The organism is Megasphaera coli (assembly GCF_900095855.1).
Taxonomy (GTDB): domain Bacteria; phylum Bacillota; class Negativicutes; order Veillonellales; family Megasphaeraceae; genus Megasphaera; species Megasphaera massiliensis_A.
In genome coordinates, this window is the sequence record NZ_FMIY01000002.1 from 552,686 (window position 1) to 571,098 (window position 18,413).

17 protein-coding genes and 1 riboswitch are annotated in these 18,413 nt (G+C 49.7%); of the genes, 16 read left to right on the forward strand and 1 reads right to left on the reverse strand.

Annotated features, from left to right (window positions below; genetic code table 11):
- The first annotated feature begins 13 nt into the window (after positions 1 to 13).
- From alr to BQ2674_RS03050, 5 genes are all read left to right on the forward strand, one after another.
- Positions 14 to 1,219, forward strand: a complete 1,206-nt coding sequence (gene alr / locus BQ2674_RS03030; RefSeq protein ID WP_075572385.1) for an alanine racemase — start codon at positions 14 to 16, stop codon at positions 1,217 to 1,219.
- 79 nt (positions 1,220 to 1,298) lie between these two features.
- On the forward strand, positions 1,299 to 2,558 hold the full coding sequence (locus tag BQ2674_RS03035; RefSeq protein ID WP_075572386.1) for a hypothetical protein: 1,260 nt from the start codon (positions 1,299 to 1,301) through the stop codon (positions 2,556 to 2,558).
- Between the two features lie 31 nt (positions 2,559 to 2,589).
- Positions 2,590 to 3,768: a M20 metallopeptidase family protein gene (locus tag BQ2674_RS03040; protein WP_075572387.1), complete on the forward strand. Its 1,179-nt coding sequence runs from the start codon at positions 2,590 to 2,592 to the stop codon at positions 3,766 to 3,768.
- Positions 3,769 to 3,818: 50 nt separating this feature from the next.
- Positions 3,819 to 3,919: riboswitch (TPP riboswitch) on the forward strand.
- A 61-nt stretch (positions 3,920 to 3,980) separates the two neighbouring features.
- Positions 3,981 to 5,282 carry a phosphomethylpyrimidine synthase ThiC gene (gene thiC / locus BQ2674_RS03045; RefSeq protein ID WP_075572388.1) on the forward strand — a complete coding sequence of 434 codons (1,302 nt, stop codon included), beginning with the start codon at positions 3,981 to 3,983 and terminating at the stop codon, positions 5,280 to 5,282.
- A 76-nt stretch (positions 5,283 to 5,358) separates the two neighbouring features.
- Positions 5,359 to 6,327, forward strand: a complete 969-nt coding sequence (locus tag BQ2674_RS03050; RefSeq protein WP_143696393.1) for a zinc ribbon domain-containing protein — start codon at positions 5,359 to 5,361, stop codon at positions 6,325 to 6,327.
- A gap of 97 nt (positions 6,328 to 6,424) precedes the next feature.
- On the opposite strand, the gene ppx is transcribed toward BQ2674_RS03050, so the two are convergent.
- A complete protein-coding gene (gene ppx, locus BQ2674_RS03055) occupies positions 6,425 to 7,954 on the reverse strand; it encodes an exopolyphosphatase (RefSeq protein ID WP_075572390.1) in 1,530 nt (509 codons plus the stop codon).
- A 192-nt stretch (positions 7,955 to 8,146) separates the two neighbouring features.
- Here ppx and ppk1 point away from each other — a divergent pair, with 192 nt between their 5' ends.
- From ppk1 to ispG, 11 genes are all read left to right on the forward strand, one after another.
- Complete coding sequence (ppk1, locus tag BQ2674_RS03060) at positions 8,147 to 10,228, forward strand: polyphosphate kinase 1 (RefSeq protein WP_235828798.1); 2,082 nt, start codon at positions 8,147 to 8,149, stop codon at positions 10,226 to 10,228.
- A 54-nt stretch (positions 10,229 to 10,282) separates the two neighbouring features.
- The gene (locus BQ2674_RS03065) at positions 10,283 to 11,257 is read left to right on the forward strand and encodes a 3D domain-containing protein (RefSeq protein ID WP_075572391.1); all 975 of its coding nucleotides are present in this window, start codon (positions 10,283 to 10,285) and stop codon (positions 11,255 to 11,257) included.
- 238 nt (positions 11,258 to 11,495) lie between these two features.
- On the forward strand, positions 11,496 to 12,314 hold the full coding sequence (rpsB, locus tag BQ2674_RS03070; RefSeq protein WP_075572392.1) for a 30S ribosomal protein S2: 819 nt from the start codon (positions 11,496 to 11,498) through the stop codon (positions 12,312 to 12,314).
- 34 nt (positions 12,315 to 12,348) lie between these two features.
- Complete coding sequence (gene tsf / locus BQ2674_RS03075; RefSeq protein WP_075572393.1) at positions 12,349 to 12,996, forward strand: translation elongation factor Ts; 648 nt, start codon at positions 12,349 to 12,351, stop codon at positions 12,994 to 12,996.
- A 79-nt stretch (positions 12,997 to 13,075) separates the two neighbouring features.
- Positions 13,076 to 13,798 carry a UMP kinase gene (pyrH, locus tag BQ2674_RS03080; protein ID WP_075572394.1) on the forward strand — a complete coding sequence of 241 codons (723 nt, stop codon included), beginning with the start codon at positions 13,076 to 13,078 and terminating at the stop codon, positions 13,796 to 13,798.
- 45 nt (positions 13,799 to 13,843) lie between these two features.
- A complete protein-coding gene (gene frr / locus BQ2674_RS03085) occupies positions 13,844 to 14,404 on the forward strand; it encodes a ribosome recycling factor (protein WP_075572395.1) in 561 nt (186 codons plus the stop codon).
- Positions 14,404 to 14,655 carry a hypothetical protein gene (locus BQ2674_RS03090; protein WP_075572396.1) on the forward strand — a complete coding sequence of 84 codons (252 nt, stop codon included), beginning with the start codon at positions 14,404 to 14,406 and terminating at the stop codon, positions 14,653 to 14,655. The genes frr and BQ2674_RS03090 overlap by 1 nt, the downstream gene beginning before the upstream one ends.
- A complete protein-coding gene (locus BQ2674_RS03095; RefSeq protein WP_075572397.1) occupies positions 14,645 to 15,418 on the forward strand; it encodes an isoprenyl transferase in 774 nt (257 codons plus the stop codon). Before BQ2674_RS03090 ends, BQ2674_RS03095 begins: the two co-directional genes overlap by 11 nt.
- Before the next feature lie 11 nt (positions 15,419 to 15,429).
- Positions 15,430 to 16,257: a phosphatidate cytidylyltransferase gene (locus BQ2674_RS03100; RefSeq protein WP_075572398.1), complete on the forward strand. Its 828-nt coding sequence runs from the start codon at positions 15,430 to 15,432 to the stop codon at positions 16,255 to 16,257.
- Positions 16,258 to 16,282: 25 nt separating this feature from the next.
- Positions 16,283 to 17,305: an RIP metalloprotease RseP gene (gene rseP / locus BQ2674_RS03105; protein WP_075573336.1), complete on the forward strand. Its 1,023-nt coding sequence runs from the start codon at positions 16,283 to 16,285 to the stop codon at positions 17,303 to 17,305.
- Between the two features lie 13 nt (positions 17,306 to 17,318).
- Complete coding sequence (gene ispG / locus BQ2674_RS03110; RefSeq protein ID WP_075572399.1) at positions 17,319 to 18,383, forward strand: flavodoxin-dependent (E)-4-hydroxy-3-methylbut-2-enyl-diphosphate synthase; 1,065 nt, start codon at positions 17,319 to 17,321, stop codon at positions 18,381 to 18,383.
- The last annotated feature ends 30 nt before the right edge of the window (positions 18,384 to 18,413 follow it).

Sequence of the window (18,413 nt, forward strand, 5' to 3'; positions counted from 1 at the left end):
GAGGGTGCTGTAAATGACTCGGCCTACGATTGAAGAATGTACGGAAAATTATACGAAGAGACCTGTCTGGGCGGAAATTGACTTGGACAGGGCGGCAGGCAATATGCGGGAAATTCGCCGTATTACCGGCTCGAACCGCCTCATCACGGCCGTCGTCAAGGCGGATGCTTACGGCCACGGCGCCGTCATGCTGGCCAAGACGTTTCTTGCGAACGGTGCGAACCGCTTGGCCGTATCGAGCCTCGACGAAGGTGTTGAACTGCGGCAGGCGAAGATTGATGCTCCCATTCTCATCTTAGGCCACACGGCAGGAGAACGGGCGAAAGAACTCATTGAAAACGATATTGATGCCGCCGTCTTTACTTATGCCGACAGCAAAGCTTTTTCCGATATGGCCGTCACACTGGGAAGGAAAGTAAGACTTCACATTGCCGTAGATACGGGCATGTGCCGTATAGGTTATGTGCCGTGCCCCGATGCGGTTGCGGATGTGAAGCGTATATCCGAATTGCCGAACGTCGTCATGGAAGGTATATTTACTCATTTCAGTGAAGCCGATATAAAAGATAAAACCTGGGCGCATGAACAATACGGCCGCTTTTCCGATTTTATCGAAAAATTGGCGGCCGCAGGCGTGACCTTCAACGTATGCCATTGCTGCAACAGTGCGGGCACGTTGGAACTGCCTGATTTCCATTTGGATATGATCAGACCGGGTATCATTCAGTACGGATATGATGCCTCTTCAGAAGTCCTTGTCGACTCGAACAAAATTAAACCGGTCATGAGTCTTCACTGTTGCATTACTCATGTAAAAACTATAGGCAAGGGAGATGCCGTCGGCTACGGCCGTCATTTTAAGGCGGACGGGCCGGTGAAAGTCGCAACATTGCCTATCGGCTATGCCGACGGGTATGCCCGCGGCCTGTCACAAAAGACGGATGTTCTGATTCACGGCAAACGGGCACGGCAGATCGGCAATATCTGTATGGATCAGTGCATGGTTGACGTGACACATATACCGGACGTCAAGGTCGGCGATGAAGTTGTTCTCTTCGGCGAACAGGGTGATGCGTCCATTCCCGTTACGGAGCTGACGGACAAGCTGCAAACGATCGTCCACGAACTCACTTGTAATATCAACCGGCGCGTGCCGCGCCTCTACGTTTCGGGCGGCAAAATTATAAAGCGCCAGGAGTATTTGATGTACAAGGAGTGAGAACGGTTATGAGGGCAGTCTCCACGCGTGTCGGAGGCTGTCTTTTTTATAACAAAACTATATAGAGGGAGAGAAGTATATGGAAGGATTTCAAGCATTTTTAACTGCAACACCTGTATTTGCGCTCTTTATTTTATGTGTGCTTTACGCAATCGGCGAGTTCGTCGGAACCTATACGAAAGCATGGATCCCGTCGGTTTTCGTCATTGCTGTTTTGTTTCTCGTCGGCTACTGGACGGTTCTGCCGAAGGACATCGTCAAAATCGGCGGCTTGGGTGCTCCTTTAGGCGGTATTGTTGCCATCATGGTCATCATCGTTCACATGGGTACGGCCATCAGTTTGAAAGAACTGGGTAAACAGTGGCGCATTATTCTCATCTGCCTGGCAGGCCTTGCCGGCATGATCGCCCTTTGCTTGGCACTGGGGTTTGTCAACGTCATCGATTTCAACTATATCATTGCGGGCTTACCGCCTTTGACAGGAGGTATCGTCGCGGCGACCATGATGCAGGCGGCAGCGCAAGCCGCAGGCTTGGAAAAAGTTGCCGTATTGGCTATTTGCATGTATGTTTGCCAGGGCTTTGCCGGCTATCCCTTAACCGCCATTATGCTAAAAAAAGAAGGCAACAGGCTCCTTGGCGCATACAGAAGCGGCGCCGTTACGGATCCGGGTACAGAGGGAAAGATCGATGAAGAAAACGGGAATCTCGTCGCTGAAGAGGAAACTCCCAAGAAGAAATTCTTTCCGTCCGTGCCGGACAAATACTATTCCGTTACCTATTCGCTTGCGACGATTTGCCTTATTGCGACACTTTGTATCGTCGTCAGCAACTGGACGAAGACTTTCTTGGGTCCCTATGCGATTAATGCTGCCGTCTTGGGCCTTATTTTCGGTATTATCGCGACGGAGCTCGGCTTCCTGCGCAAGAATATTCTCGTTCAGAACGGCTGCTTTAACTTCATCATGTTCGTCGTCATGATCTTCATCTTTAACGGTCTGAGCGGTGCAACACCGGCTTTATTGGCGGAAATCCTCGGTCCTATGGTTCTGATTATCGTCGTCGGTGTCGCCGGCATGATCATTTTGTCGTACCTGGCGTCGAAGGTACTGAAAATCAGCCCGTACATCGGTATTGCAGCAAGCCTGACAGCTTTGTACGGCTTCCCGCCGAATTATGTGCTTACGGATGAATGCGCCTCGGCCTTGGCGAAGACGAGAGAAGAAAAGCAGTTTCTCATGGATGAAATGCTGCCGCAAATGATCATCGGCGGTTTCGTAACCGTTACGATTACATCCGTCATCATTGCGTCCCTCTTTATTCCGCTCCTCGTTCCGTAAGGATAAACAGGCCTAGATAGGGGGACAGTAAATGAATTTCAAAGAGAAAATGCATGAAATTACGTCATATGTCATCGACATACGCCGCGAGTTTCACCAATATCCCGAGCTCAGCATGGAAGAACGGGAAACGACGAAACGCATTGCGGCAAAGCTTGAAGAACTGGGTATTCCGTATGAAATCAACGAAAAGAATCGGACCGGTCTCGTAGGTGTTATTAAGGGCGGCAACCCCGGTAAGGCCGTAGCCCTGCGCGCCGACATTGACGCTCTGCCCGTTACGGAAGACACGGGCCTGCCGTTTACGTCGAAAAACGCAGGCGTCATGCACGCCTGCGGCCATGACAATCACATTGCCATGCTTTTAGGCGCGGCAAAGCTCCTTCGGTCCGTTCAGGAAGAGATTTGCGGTACTGTGTATCTCGTTTTCCAGCCGGCCGAAGAAATCGGTACGGGAGCGCCGTATATGATGGAGTTCGGCGACTGGTTCTCCAAGTGCGGCGCCATCTTCGGCGCACACATTTGGGGCACCTTGCCTGCCGGCAAGGTAGGAACGCGTACGGGTGAGACCATGGCGGCGACGGAAAAATTCGTTATCCGTATTTCGGGAAAACAGTCGCACGGCTCACAGCCGCAGCTCGGCATAGATGCCGTATATATTGCGGCGGCGACGGTCATGAATCTGCAGGCCGTTATGTCAAGACAGATGAGTCCCTTTGATTCGGTTGTTTTCACGGTCGGTGTCATAAAGGCCGGCGATCGGTGGAATATTGTCGGCGGCGAAGCTGTTATTGAAGGAACCGTACGCCATTTTAACAACGAGTTGAGCCGCAAGATAAAAGCATCGATGGAACGGATTGCGCAGCACACGGCCGAAGCGTACGGTGCAACGGCCTCGTTGACCTATGAGCAGCTCGTGCCGCCGACGATAAATGATGCTGCCTGCACGGAATGCGTGGAAAAGGCCGTTAAAGAGGTGCTCGGCGAAGAGGCGTTTTTTGGATGCGAAAAAAATATGGGCAGTGAAGATTTTGCCTATTACGAACAGGAAAAGTGCGGCTGTTATTTCTTCATAGGCACGTATAACGAAGAAAAGGGGACAGTCTACTCCAATCACAGCAATCACTTTACATCCGATGAGGATGTGCTGACCGGCGGTGCCGCCGTATATGCGCAGGCGGCGGTGTCATGGCTTGAAGGGAATAAGTAGAAATATTGGAATATAGGCGCATTATCTGGTATACTGGAACAAATAGAATACAGAGAAGCTAGGGGAGCCGTTTATTCGGCTGAGAAAAGATACTTTGACCCTTTCACCTGATGTAGATAATCCTACCGTAGGGAAGCTTGACCTTGTTTTGTATGAGAAAACGGCTTACCTATAGAGGTGAGCCGCTTTTTTGTACAAATAAGGAGGTTGTGATGATGTATACGACACAAATGGATGCAGCCCGTAAAGGGATTGTAACGAAGGAAATGGAGGTAGTCGCGGCGAAAGAGCGGTTGCCCCTATCGGAACTCATGGAACTTATGGCAACAGGGAAGGTGATTATTCCGGCCAACAAGGCACATACGGCTTTATCACCCGAGGCGGTCGGGGCGAAATGCCGCACGAAGGTCAACGTAAATCTCGGTATTTCCAAGGACTGTTCCGATTACGAGGAAGAGCTGCAAAAGGTACAAAACGCCATTTCCATGAAGGCCGAATCCATTATGGATCTCAGCAATTTCGGCAAGACACGCGAGTTCCGGCAGCGCCTCGTCGCCATGTCGACAGCCATGATTGGTACGGTTCCCATGTATGATGCCGTGGGTATGGTAGAAAAGGATCTGAAAGATATTTCCACAGACGAGTTTTTTGCAGTTGTCGAACAGCATGCGGCGGACGGTGTTGATTTTATGACCATTCATTGCGGTATGAACCGTAAAACGGCGGAACGCATTAAGGCCAATCCGCGTTTGACGAACATCGTGTCTCGCGGCGGTTCTTTGTTGTTTGCGTGGATGGAGATGAATAATCGGGAAAATCCCTTTTATGAGTATTACGACAGGCTCCTCGATATTTGCGAGGCCCATGACGTGACGCTCAGTCTCGGCGACGCGTGCCGCCCCGGGTGCACGCACGACGCGACGGACGCCGCCCAGATAGAAGAACTCATTACGCTCGGCGAGCTTACAAAGCGCGCCTGGGAACGGAACGTACAAGTCATGATAGAAGGGCCGGGCCACATGGTACTCACGGAAATTGCAGCCAATATGAAGCTGGAAAAAAGGCTTTGTTACGACGCGCCTTTTTATGTACTCGGGCCGCTCGTGACGGATATTGCGCCCGGCTACGATCATATTACAAGCGCTATCGGCGGAGCTGTCGCCGGTTCGTGCGGTGCCGATTTCCTTTGTTACGTCACGCCGGCGGAACACTTGCGCCTGCCCGATGTAAATGATGTGAAGGAAGGCATTGTAGCGGCCCGTATTGCGGCACATGCGGCAGATTTGGCCAAAGGAATTCCCGGTGCCCAGGATTGGGATGACGCCATGAGCAAGGCACGCGTGGAAGTGGATTTTGAAACGATGATATCCCTGGCCATCGATCCCGTAAAGGCGCGGGCATATTATGAATCGAGCACGCCCGAATGTGAAGGAACCTGCACGATGTGCGGCAAAATGTGCCCGGCCCGGACAATGAAGAAAATCCTGGCCGGCGAAGACGTGTCTATTCGTTAAAGACGACAGTCTTTCTCAAGTCTTGTATGTTTACGCCGCCTCCTGTATGATATACACATAGACAGGAGGCGGTGTTTTGATGTTTTGTAAATATTGCGGCAATGAGAACGGTCCTGCCGACAGGTATTGCAAGTACTGCGGCAAACCGATTTACGGGGAAGTGCTGGCACCGTCGGGGCTTCCGGTGAACTCTTTCTTTGAAAAGAAATTTCCCTCGGAAAAAGAAAAATACAAGGCATTTATCATCTTTCAATATTTGTGTTATTGGTTGGTTTTTTTCGCCGGTATAATAACTATTGCCGGTGTGATATTGATGGAGATGGATGCGAACGGGTTAAAAGATTTTAACGATAATGCGGTAGTCTTCCCCTTATTCGGCCTGATTGTTTTCTATACGGTCTTAAACTTCGCCGGAAATGTTCTCGGTCTGTTCAGCCTATTTTTGCATATATACCTGCTCATTAAGGCCAAGGTCATAGTCCTGACAATTAAATTGTATATACATTGTTTTTGTAGCTGTACGCTTTATTTCATTGCCTTTTCGATCTTTGCGGTGATTTATAACGGTTCCCCTATAGAGATGGGAATCATAGGCACAGCCTTATTTATTTTGATGTGTGCCGCAACGATCTATGCTAATCGCAAAGAACTGGCCCGCCTGCAAGAGAAAATGCGGTACATTTACTATGTAGCGGTGCAATTGGCCTTTATTTTTCTTTCTACCATATTTGTCCTTATAATTGTCGGAATTATTTCTGTAACGATACGCAGCAGTACAATAACGACAAAAGACCCGAATTTGGATCTTCTCTTTTTCGGAGGAATGGGTGCAGTAGCGCTGTTTATTTTCTTTTTCCCCATTCTGCTGCACCTCATCTATAGAGACGCAAGAAAAAAAGGCGACACCTTCCTGACGGCATACCGCTACCTCTATATGACCGAACTCATGCTGCTGACACTCATGACCGGTGTCACGACGCTATTTCCTATAAAGACATGCAAATCGGAAACACTGGTAGAAGATTACAATAAACCGATAGAGTAATAAAATTATAAAAACAGCCAACTAATAAAGGACAGGATCCCCTATGAATGAGGAGCCCTGTCCTTGTGTATTACGTAATAATACGTTTGCAGTGACTTTACTTCCACACCAAGACCAGCGGCAGGCCGAATTCTTTTTTGAAGGCCTTGGTGTATTGCTGCATGGTGTAGTCCGCCGGTTCATAAGGAGCACCGGCTTTAGGCGTGAGAACAATGACTACGGCATCGTCGTTTATGGTTACGTTTATTTTTTCGACAATATTTTCATACGTATGATCCGAGGCTTCGGCCAGGGCGAGGAGAACGGACATTTTCCGAACAATTTCCCAGTCCTCCTCCGTCGGGATATTGGCGTACCGGTAAGCACGCTGAATTTTGCGGCTGATGCCGTGGTGAAAGCCTGCAATAAAAGCGGCGATCATCTGTTCGCGCTGCGTCATACCGTAAATGGGAGCGTGACCGATCATGAAGGCCGAGTGGCGCGCGTGATTGTAGAAGTTGACACGCTTGCCGATATCGTGCAGGAGAGCGGCCGTAACGAGGAGACGGCGAATGCGGTCATCATAACCATGCAGGGGCTTTAAACCGTCAAAAAGCATGGCTGTAACCTTTGCAACCTGCTCCATATGCGGACGGTTGAGATTTTCCAGATTACCGAGTAAATTGTTGACGCTGAAGTCGAGGATGTCGGGGAAGCGCGGGCTTTTCAGGCCGTAACGTTTGGCGTAATATTCATACAACAACCCTTCGCGCAGGCCGCAGCCGCTGACGATAAGCGTATCGCTGCCGGAAAGGTCGAAAATCGTTTTGACTACGGCGCTGCCGGCGACGATGACGTCAGCCCGTTCGCTCGAGAGGCCGGGAATCTTCTTACGGCTGCTGCTGTTTCGTTTCGTCACTTCTTGAAAGACGGACATAAAATTTTCTTTAGAAAGAATGTAGTTGTGAATAGTCGGCAGCTCATAATCGCGGGCGCGCTGATCCATTTTTGCCAAATTGCGGGCCGTACCGCCAATGCCGACAAGGGGGAGATTAATATCACGCAGCCACTTGACGGAAGCCAACGTTTTGCGTAAGTATTTCAGACAGGACGAGAGAGTTTCCTCCGTTACGGATCCTTGCGTATTGAACCGTTCCGTTACGGTGACGGCACCGAGGGGAACGGAGACGGAGTGAACGATTTCGCGCTTGCGAACGAGAGTCAGTTCGACGCTAGCACCGCCGAGGTCGAAAATAAGGCAGTCTTGAATATCAATCGTGTTAATCGTGCCCAAATAGCCCAAATAGGCTTCGCGTTCACCGGGAATAACGGTCATGTCGATGCCCGTTTCTTCGCGAATTTCCTTTAAAAATTCGGCTCCGTTGGATGCGTCGCGAACGGCAGCCGTAGCAACGGCAAAGCAGTTTGTAATATGGCGGATTTCCATGATGTGCTTGTACACACGAAGGCATTTCATCGCTTTATCCCGGCCTTCCCTCGTCAGGGTTCCCGTATCGGTGAGACCCTGGCCCAAGCGAATAGTCGCCTTATCCTGGTAGACATAAGAATACGACTTATTGTCCTTTATTTGTGCAATGACAAAACGAATGGAGTTGGAGCCCATGTCGATGATGGCTAATTGTTCCATAGAAACCTCATTTCCCTAATCCTGTATAGATGATTATATTTTACCGATAAACAGGAAAAAGATAAAGTCGAAAAATTTGTTAACCTATTATCATAAATCAGTATATTCGTGAAAAATATGCGTCGTCGTATTATAATAAGATCAAGTAAAGGAAGCTGAATCAGCAGTTGCATAAAGCGGAAGAAAGGGGTTGTGAAAACAGTGGAACTGACAAAGGGCACGAACTATTTAAACAGAGAATGCACGTGGATTAATTTTAATGAACGAGTCCTCCATGAAGCTGTTGTTGCGGCCAATCCGCTTTTGGAAAAATTAAACTTTATCGCCATCAGCGCTTCCAATTTGGACGAGTTCTTTATGATTCGTATCGCCGGTATCAAACACCTCATCGAAAGCGGCGTTGCTCATGTCGACATTGCCGGTATGACACCGCTTGAACAGTTTGCCGCCATTGCCACCATGGTACATGCTCAAACGGCACGACAGTACGCATATTTGGAAAAAGTCAGCGCAGAACTTGAGCGGGAAGGCGTATATTTTGCAAAGATCGGTGATTTGACGCCGCAAGAGAGGCAGTGCCTGCAAGGATATATAGAGGATATTCTGCCTGTACTCAAGCCTATTTACGCGGATGATGAAAAATCTTTCCCTTTTTTACCGGCTCTCGGCCTCAACCTCGTCTTTTTAGTGCGGCGCCGCAACAGAGGAGATGTACGAGCCGCAGTCGTTTCCATCCCGCCGGAAACCGTAAAGCGCCTTATTCCTGTCGGTTCCGAGAACGGGCGTGTAAAATTTGTTTTCGTTGAAGACGCAATACGCACTTATGCGGCCGGACTTTTCGAAAAACGTGAAGTCTTGGAATGTGCCGTCTTCCGGATTACGCGTGATGCGGATCTCGATATCAACGACGAAGCGGAAGACTTGCTGCGGGAAGTGGAAAAATCTCTGAAAAAGCGCCGCAAAGGAGCCGCAGTGCGCTTGGAAATAGAAAAAAAAGCAAGCCGTACACTTTGCCGTTTTTTGAAAAAGGCGCTCCGGCTTCATGACGACGACATATATATGCTGCCCGGGCCCATTGACTTGACCGCCTTTTTCGCCGTCACGAGCCTTGCAGGCTATGAACATCTCCATTACCCGCCCTTCGTTCCCCAGCCTGTACGGGAACTTCTGCCTTATAAGGGACAATCGCTTTGGCAAATTATCGGCAGTCGCGACATTATGCTGCACCATCCGTACGAATCCTTCGATGCCGTCGATGATTTCATCTGTGCCGCCGCCGCCGATGAACAGGTCATCTCCATCAAACAGACCTTGTACCGCGTGAGCCGCAGCTCCGTTATTATCGACGCCTTGACGGCGGCGGCCAAGGCGGGAAAACAGGTGATCGTACTGATGGAAGTGAAAGCGCGGTTTGATGAAGAAAACAATATCACCATGGCACGCCGGCTTGAACAAGCCGGTTGCCGTGTCATTTACGGTGTGACCGGCTTAAAGACACATTCCAAAATCACGCTGGTCGCCCGCCGCGAAGGCGACGGCATACGTCATTACATGCATCTGGCCACGGGTAACTACAACGGCAAGACAGCCCGTATTTACACGGACGTAGGCATTTTTACGAGTGATTCCCTTATGGGCACCGACGGCGAGGCTTTTTTTGATCTTCTCCTCGGCAAAACGCACACATTTGCCGGAAAGAAGCTGGGTGCAGCCCCCTTTGACCTGCGTCAGCGCATTTACGCGGCCATTGACGAAGAAATCGTTTGGGCAAAGACGGGAAAGAAGGGACATATCATGGCCAAAATGAACTCTCTTCTCGACAAAGCTGTCATTACAAAGCTCTACAAGGCGTCGCAGGCAGGAGTCAAAGTAGACCTTATCGTTCGCGGTATTTGCGTACTGCGGCCGGGGGTGCCGGGTCTCAGCGAAAATATTACCGTACACAGTATTGTCGGACGCTTTTTGGAGCACAGCCGCCTCTTTTATTTCTATCATAACGGAGCGGAAGACATATTTCTATCTTCCGCCGACTGGATGCCGCGCAATTTGAACGACCGAATTGAACTTCTCGTACCCGTTGAATACGGTCCTCACAAGGAACGTATAAAACATATTCTCAACCTTAATTTCGCCGATAATGTCAAGACCCATGTCATGGACGGCAACGGCATGTATCACTACGTTGCGGCAAATACGAAGGACAAGCCCGTCGACGCGCAGCTGATCTTTCGGGAAACCGCATTGAATGCTGCTAAAAACGTCTGCAACCGGTAAAAATTGACACTCCATACCGCCTTTGTTACAATTAGGCATAGTTGGAGGTGTTGTATGAGAAAATGGAAAGAATCCGTAACGCGGACGTACTCCCTCTTAGTTGCTCTTTTGTTGATTGTATTTTTGACGGGCTTTATAGATAAGGGCAAGACCGTCACGGTCGTAGAAGACGGCAACAGTCGTGAAATGTATACACGCTCCGTAAATAAAGACGCCTTAACGAGAGAACTGGGGATTACCGGTGCCTCTAAAGACGAAGTCTATTTATCGACGCCCGACCTGACGGACGGTACTGTCGCCACCGTGCGCAGAGCCGTGCCGGTAACACTCGAATATAAAGGGAACAGTCAAACGGTTATGTCCGGCAAGCGAACCGTAGCCGAAGTGGCGGCCCAATACGGCTATGACACGGACAACTACAGGCCTTACGGAAACCCGAACGCACCTGTAGCAAAAGACATGACCGTTCGCATCGGTAATCTTTCGCGCAAGACCGTATCGGAAGACGATGTCGTTCAATATGTCATTGAAAGCATTCCGGACGAGACTCTCGGACAGGGGGAAGAGTCGATTCTTCAGGAAGGTGTAAACGGCAGAAAGCGTGTAACCAATACTATCGTCAGTCTCGACGGTCAAGTGGTCGACAAAGAACACGTGTCGACGGAACTGATTTCGGAAATGAAGCCGCTTGTACGCAAGGTAGGTACGAAGGAAACCGTAGAAATCAATACGGGCGCCATTTCCAAGTATAAAGAAGTACTCACTATGGTAGCTACGGCCTATTTGCCGACTGACGGCAACGGCATGGGTATCACGAAGATGGGCACGCGGGCCCGGTACGGTGAAATCGCCGTGGATCCCAAGGTCATCCCCTTGGGAACAAAGGTCTTTATTCCCGGCTACGGCGTTGCCGTCGCGGAAGACACGGGCGGGGATATTCTCGGCAATCGCGTCGACTTATGCATGGAAAGCTATGATGCATGCATGAATTTCGGCAGACGAACTGTACTCGTCTACATTTTGGAATAGAATAAGGAGCAGTCGGAGTAAGTCCTGTCTCGTGCGGGGCTTACTTTGTTGTGTCTAAGTTTGGATGTATAGGCAAGGTTGTCGGAATGGCAACTGTAAACGCTTGCTACGTACCGGGTTTTGTGATAAACTTAATAAGGTTTAAATACACACGTACCGTCGAGCTTGTTACTGTGCCGTTTTGCTGCGGTAATAGCAGGTGATGACCGGACGGAGGAAAAACAGGAGGAATTACATTATGGCAGTAGTATCAATGAAACAGTTATTGGAAGCAGGCGTACATTTCGGTCACCAGACCCGCCGTTGGAATCCTAAGATGGCACGATTCATCTTTACGGAACGTAACGGCATTTACATTATCGACCTGCAAAAAACCGTAAAGAAGATGGACGAAGCATATAACTTCGCTCGCGATTTGGCTGCCGAAGGCGGCAAGATTCTCTTCGTCGGCACGAAAAAGCAGGCTCAGGAATCCATTAAAGGCGAAGCTGAACGTTGCGGCATGTACTTTGTAAATGAACGTTGGCTCGGCGGTATGCTGACGAATTTCCAGACCATTGAAAAGCGTGTAAAACGCTTGAAAGCCTTGGAAAAGCAGGCCGAAGACGGTACGTTTGACGTACTTCCGAAAAAAGAAGTTACCCTTCTCAAGCATGAAATGACAAAGCTTCAGAAATATTTGGGCGGCATTAAGGAAATGAAAAAGGTTCCCGATGCGCTCTTCATTATTGACCCTAAAAAGGAAGAAATTGCCGTTGCGGAAGCACGGAAATTACATATCCCCATTATTGCGACGGTTGATACGAACTGCGATCCCGACGTAATCGATTGCCCCATTCCGGCAAATGATGACGCCATCCGTGCAGTTAAATTGTTAACGAGCAAGATTGCCGACGCCGTTTTGGAAGGTTGCCAGGGTGAATCGATGGATGCTGAAGATCATACGGAGCTGGGCGACTATAACAATGATGAACAAATCGGCGACGCTGCGAGAGAACATTTTGAAAATTGGCAGGAAGACGCACGCGAAGCTGTAAAAGGCGGCTATTCGGGCTAAGATATAAAAATAATCGCGATTTGGAGGATCTTATATGGAAATTACGGCTGCATTAGTAAAAGAACTGCGTGAAATCACCGGCGCCGGCATGATGGACGCAAAAAAAGCTCTCGTTGCTACGGAGGGCGATAAAGAAAAAGCAATTGACTTTTTACGTGAAAAAGGATTGGCTGCCGCTGCTAAAAAAGCCGATCGTATTGCTGCTGAAGGTCTTGTCTATTCATATATTCACGGCAACGGCCGCATCGGCGTACTGGTGGAAGTTAACTGCGAAACGGATTTCGTCGCTCAAACGGACGGCTTTAAAGACCTTTGTAAAGATATTGCTATGCAGATAGCCGCTGCCCGTCCCCTTTACTTAAAGCGGGAAGAAGTTCCGGCTGAAGTATTGGAACACGAGAAAGAAATACTTCGTCAGCAGGCTCTCAATGAAGGAAAGCCTGAAAAGATCATTGAAAAGATGATTGGCGGCCGTATTGAAAAATACTACAAAGAAAATTGCCTTCTCGATCAGGAATTCATTAAAGATTCGGACAAGACCGTTGCTCAGGTTATTACGGAAGCTGTCGCGAAAATCGGTGAAAAAATCGACGTTCGCCGCTACGTTCGTTACGAATTGGGCGAGGGCTTGGAAAAGCGGAACGATGACTTTGTTGCCGAAGTAATGGCACAAGCTAAATAAGATAAGCTTCATTCATAAGAGAACACCCTCCCGTGTTCTCTTATTTTCTACGTAAATTTGCGGCGCGGAGGCTGGGAACATGGACAGACATTTTGAACGGATTGTATTGAAATTGAGCGGTGAAGCGTTGGCCGGCAATCAGGGCTACGGAATTGATCCGATAACGGTTGACGGCATTGCCGGTGATATTGCGGCAGTAACGAAGCAGGGGATTCAGGTAGCCATTGTCGTCGGCGGCGGCAATATTTGGCGCGGTCTCTCGGGCAGTGCCAAAGGGATGGATCGCGTTTCTGCAGATTATATGGGTATGCTTGCAACGGTTATGAACTCCCTGGCCTTGCAGGACGCCTTGGAAAAACGGGGCATTGCTACACGCGTGCAGACGGCAATCAATATGCAGCAAGTAGCGGAACCGTATATTCGCCGCCGTGCCATTCGCCATATGGAAAAAGGCCGTGTTGTCATCTTCGGTGCCGGTACGGGCAATCCTTATTTCTCGACGGATACGACAGCGGCATTACGGGCTGCCGAAATCGAAGCGGACGCAATCCTTATGGCCAAGAAGTTTGTTGACGGCGTATACGACAGCGATCCGAAGATCAACGCGGACGCAAAAAAATTCGACCGTCTCACATATCTGGATGTCATTCAGAAGGAACTGGGCGTCATGGACGCAACGGCAACGACCTTGTGCATGACCAACGACATTCCCATCCTCGTTTTCAGCATTGATATTCCCGGCAATATTATTGCTGCAGCGTCAGGTAAAGAAGTGGGCACTATAGTCGACAAGGGCGAATAAAAAAGGTATCATATAATAAGATATCTCTCATAAGGAAGTGATCATATGGAAATTCAGGATTTATTGACGGAATGCGAAACGAAAGCGGACAAAACGATTGAAACCTTCAAACGAAATTTGGCATCCATCCGCACGGGTCGGGCGAGTACATCTTTATTGGATCGTGTAACCGTTGAATACTACGGCACACCGACACCGATTAATCAGGTGGCGAACGTATCCGCTCCGGAACCGCGCCTAATTACGATTTCCCCGTGGGATCGCAGCATGCTCGGCGAAATCGAACGTGCTGTTTTGAAATCCGATCTGGGCCTAAATCCCAATAACGACGGTACCATTATTCGTTTGGAAATTCCTCAGCTTACGGAAGAACGGCGCAGGGAATTGAGCAAAAAAGTAAGTAAAGAAGCGGAAGAAGCCAAGGTGGCCGTGCGCAATATTCGCCGCGACAACAACGATACGGTGAAAAAGATGGAAAAAAAGAAGGAAATTACGGAAGACGACAGCAAAGAAGCTCAGTCGAAAATTCAAAAGATTACAGACACTAAGATTAAGATGATCGACGAAATAAAAGAGAAAAAAGAAAAAGAAGTCATGGAAGTCTAATGAATATACAAGATCTGATTGGCATGCCTTTGTGGTATGCCAAATCTTTGTTAGAGAAAGAAAATATTCCCTACACCCTGGCCTATACGGAATCGAAGAGCCGCTTTTTTAAATGCGATCCCGACGCACTCTATGTGCTGCGCGTACGCAATGAAGATAACGGCCTCTCTTTGCTTGTCAATAAAAGCATGGTTATGAATGAGTCCGTACGTGCCGCTATGGATGGGGAGGAGAGTACGGATGCTGAATAAATTATTTGCCACACAAAAGCGCGATACCGACGCCAAGAGTGCGAAACTTTCACTTGACCCCGATAACATTCCGCACCATGTTGCCATTATTATGGACGGTAACGGCCGCTGGGCAAAGCGCCGCGACTTACCGCGCAGTGCAGGCCATAAAGCGGGGGCGGATACGTTGAAGAAAATTGTCGCCGCCGCCGGGGAAATAGGTGTAAAGGTCTTGACGGTCTACGCTTTTTCAACGGAAAACTGGAAACGTCCGGACGAAGAGGTATCGTATATTATGAATCTCATGTATACGTATTTGGAAAAAAACTTCCTTGATCTGAAAAAAAATAACGTGTGCTTGCACTTTATCGGTGACCGCTCGCGATTATCCGATAAATTGCAGCGTGTCTTCAAGAAAGCCGAAGAAGATATGGCCGGCAATACGGGCCTTGTTTTAAACGTCGCCGTAAACTACGGCGGCCGCATGGAAATTACGCAGGCCGTGCAGAATATTGCCCGTGAAGCGGCAGCAGGGAAAATAGCCGTCGAAGACATTACGGAAGACCTCGTGGGCTCGTATTTATACACGGCGCCGGAAAATGATGTGGATCTGCTCATTCGCCCCGGCGCGGATACGCGCATCAGCAATTATTTGTTATGGCAGGCGGCATATGCGGAATTTTGGTTTACGCCTCTTTGCTGGCCCGATTTCACGAAGGAAACGCTGATCGAAGCAATCACTTCCTTTCAGGCCAGAGAACGCCGATTCGGCGGTTTGAAATAAAGGAGTTAAAGATGGTGGCAACACGGATTATAACGGGAATTATCGGCGGCGGCCTGGCGATTTTCATCATTTATGAAGGAGGCTGGATATTCTTTACCATGATCGCCTTGTTACTGCTTGGCGGCTGGTTTGAATATGGCCGCCTCATAGGCAGAAAAGGTGAGAAAATGCCTTTTTTGCCGTTGGCGGCATGGCTTGTCGTCAGTTTGACCGCCCTTGCCTTTGACAGCTATAAGCTGCTTACGGTCTTGGCGGTTCTTTTGCCGCTCGGCCTCTTCCTGCGTACTGTCTTTCAGTACGGTAAAGTGTCGCCGGGAAACTCGGCCTACGCCCTGTATGGCACGGTCTACATCTGTGCCGGTTTCTGGTCGCTTTTGGTCTTACGCAGCGGCATGATCGGTTCGTACTTCCGAGATGATTTTGCTTCCGTTATATTGGATCCGGGACGGTTCTTCGTCTTTCTCCTTGTTTTTTCCACTTGGGCCAGCGATACGTTCGCCTTTTTTGCAGGCCGAGCCTTCGGCAAGACTAAGCTTTGTCCTGCCGTCAGCCCCGGAAAAACTGTAGAAGGTGCCCTGGGAGGCTTTATAGGAACCATCGTCGTGGCCCTCATCTTTTCGGCAGCCTTTCAATTTTCCCTGCTTCACGGCTTCGCCATCGGTTTTCTTACGGCCTTGGCTGCACCCTTGGGTGATTTAACGGAGTCCGCTTTAAAACGGGTGTGCGGCGTAAAGGATTCGGGGGCACTCATTCCCGGTCACGGCGGTATTTTGGACCGCTTCGACAGCCTTCTCGTTGCGGCTCCCGTCGTCTATGCATATTTAACGGTTGTCGCGTAAGTCCCGTTCGGAAAGGATGTATATTTTGGGTATTACCGTTTTAGCTACTATCTTTGTCTTCAGTCTCGTCGTCTTCGTACACGAGTTGGGACATTTTGTAACGGCAAAATTGACAGGCATGCAGGTCGACGAATTTGCCATCGGTTTCGGTCCGAAGCTTTGCAGCTGCCGCTACGGCAAGACCGTCTACTCGCTGCGCCTCATTCCTTTGGGCGGGTTCAATAAAATCGCCGGCATGACGGAAGAGGAAGAACTGACGGAGCGGTCTTTTTTGAATAAACCCGTCCTTTCCCGCCTTATCGTCATCAGTGCCGGTGCCATTATGAACTTCGTTCTGGCTTTTATCTTATTATGGGGTATTATCTTTGCGAACGGCATCAGCCACGTGTCTTCGGAACCCGTCGTCGGCTCGGTTATCGCCGATTCGGCGGCTGCCGAGTCGGGACTGCGTCAGGGCGACCGTCTTACATCCATCGGCGGTACGACAATTACGGCGTGGAACGACATTTCCGCAGCCGTAGAAAAACACAGTCAGGAAGTGGTGACCGTTACGTTCATTCGTGACGGCGCGCCGCAGTCGCTCTCCGTGATTCCCAAGACGGACAGTCGGACCGGCCGTGTTCTGCTCGGTGTAACGCCCGTCATTACGACGGAAGAGCAGAGCTTTTTCTCCGCCGCAGGCTATGCGGTTCAACGTACGGCAGAATTGGGAAGCATGATGCTCGGCGGTCTTTACCACATGCTGACGGGAACGGAAAAAGCGGAACTGGCCGGACCTATCGGGGTAGCCCAACTGGCAGGGCAGGCGGCATCCGTAGGCTTTACCAACTTACTCACGTTTACGGCTTTTCTCAGCCTCAACCTGGGTATTTTGAACTTATTGCCCATCCCTATGCTGGACGGCGGCTATATCATTCTCATCCTTTTGGAAGGAATTATGCGCCGCCGGCTGCCGCAAAAAGCACTATATTATATTCAGATGACAGGTGTCATCATATTGGGCGGCATGTTTATTTTCGCCCTGATGCAGGACATTAGCCGCTTTTAAGAAGGTAAATTCTATGAGAAGAATATCTCGTGCCGTAACCGTACGCAATCTGACTGTCGGCGGTGATGCGCCCGTGTCGGTGCAGACCATGTCGACCGTAAACCCGTCGGCAACTGCTGAAGCCATTGCGGATGTTAAGCGCCTGGTCGGATACGGAGCGGAAATTATCCGTTTTGCCGTGCCCGATATGGCTGCCGCCAAGGGATTGGAACGGGTGGTACGCGCTTCGTCCGTACCTCTTGTAGCGGACATACATTTCGACTATAAACTGGCACTTCAAGCCGTAGCCGGCGGCATTGACGCCTTGCGCATCAATCCGGGCAATATAGGCTCGGATGAAAAGGTGGCGTCAGTCGTTGATGCTGTAAAGAAAAAGAATATCCCCATCCGTATCGGTATCAATTCGGGCTCCCTGCCGGCAGACATACTGGACACCCATAACGGCCATCCTACGGCGGAGGGAATGGTGGAAGGCGCGCTGCGGCATATTCGCATTTGTGAGCGGTTAGACTATAAAAATCTCGTTATTTCCTTAAAAGCGTCTCACGTACCGCTCATGATTGAAGCCTATTCGCTCCTTGCAACGAAGGTCGATTATCCTTTTCACTTGGGCGTAACGGAGGCGGGGCTTCTGCGGGAAGGGACTATAAAATCGGCCATCGGCATCGGCACACTCCTGCATCAGGGAATAGGCGATACAATTCGCGTCTCCCTGACGGACGATCCGGCGGAAGAAATAAAGACGGGACGCCTAATTCTCTCATCTCTGGGCCTGCGGCATTTCGGACCGACTTTAATTTCCTGTCCGACCTGCGGCCGTACGCAGGTGGAACTCATTAAACTCGCCAAAGAAGTGGAAGCCGCCCTGGAAGGTATTGAAGAACCGCTGAAAATTGCCGTCATGGGCTGTGCCGTGAACGGCCCGGGTGAAGCGAGAGAAGCAGACTTCGGCATTGCCGGAGGCAACGGCAAGGGTCTTATCTTTTCACACGGAAACATCTTGCGTACGGTGCCGGAAGCAAAACTTGTAACAGGGCTTTTGGAAGAAATACACACATATTTGGAAAATAAACACTAAGGCATGTACAGGCGTACGTGCCTTTTTTAT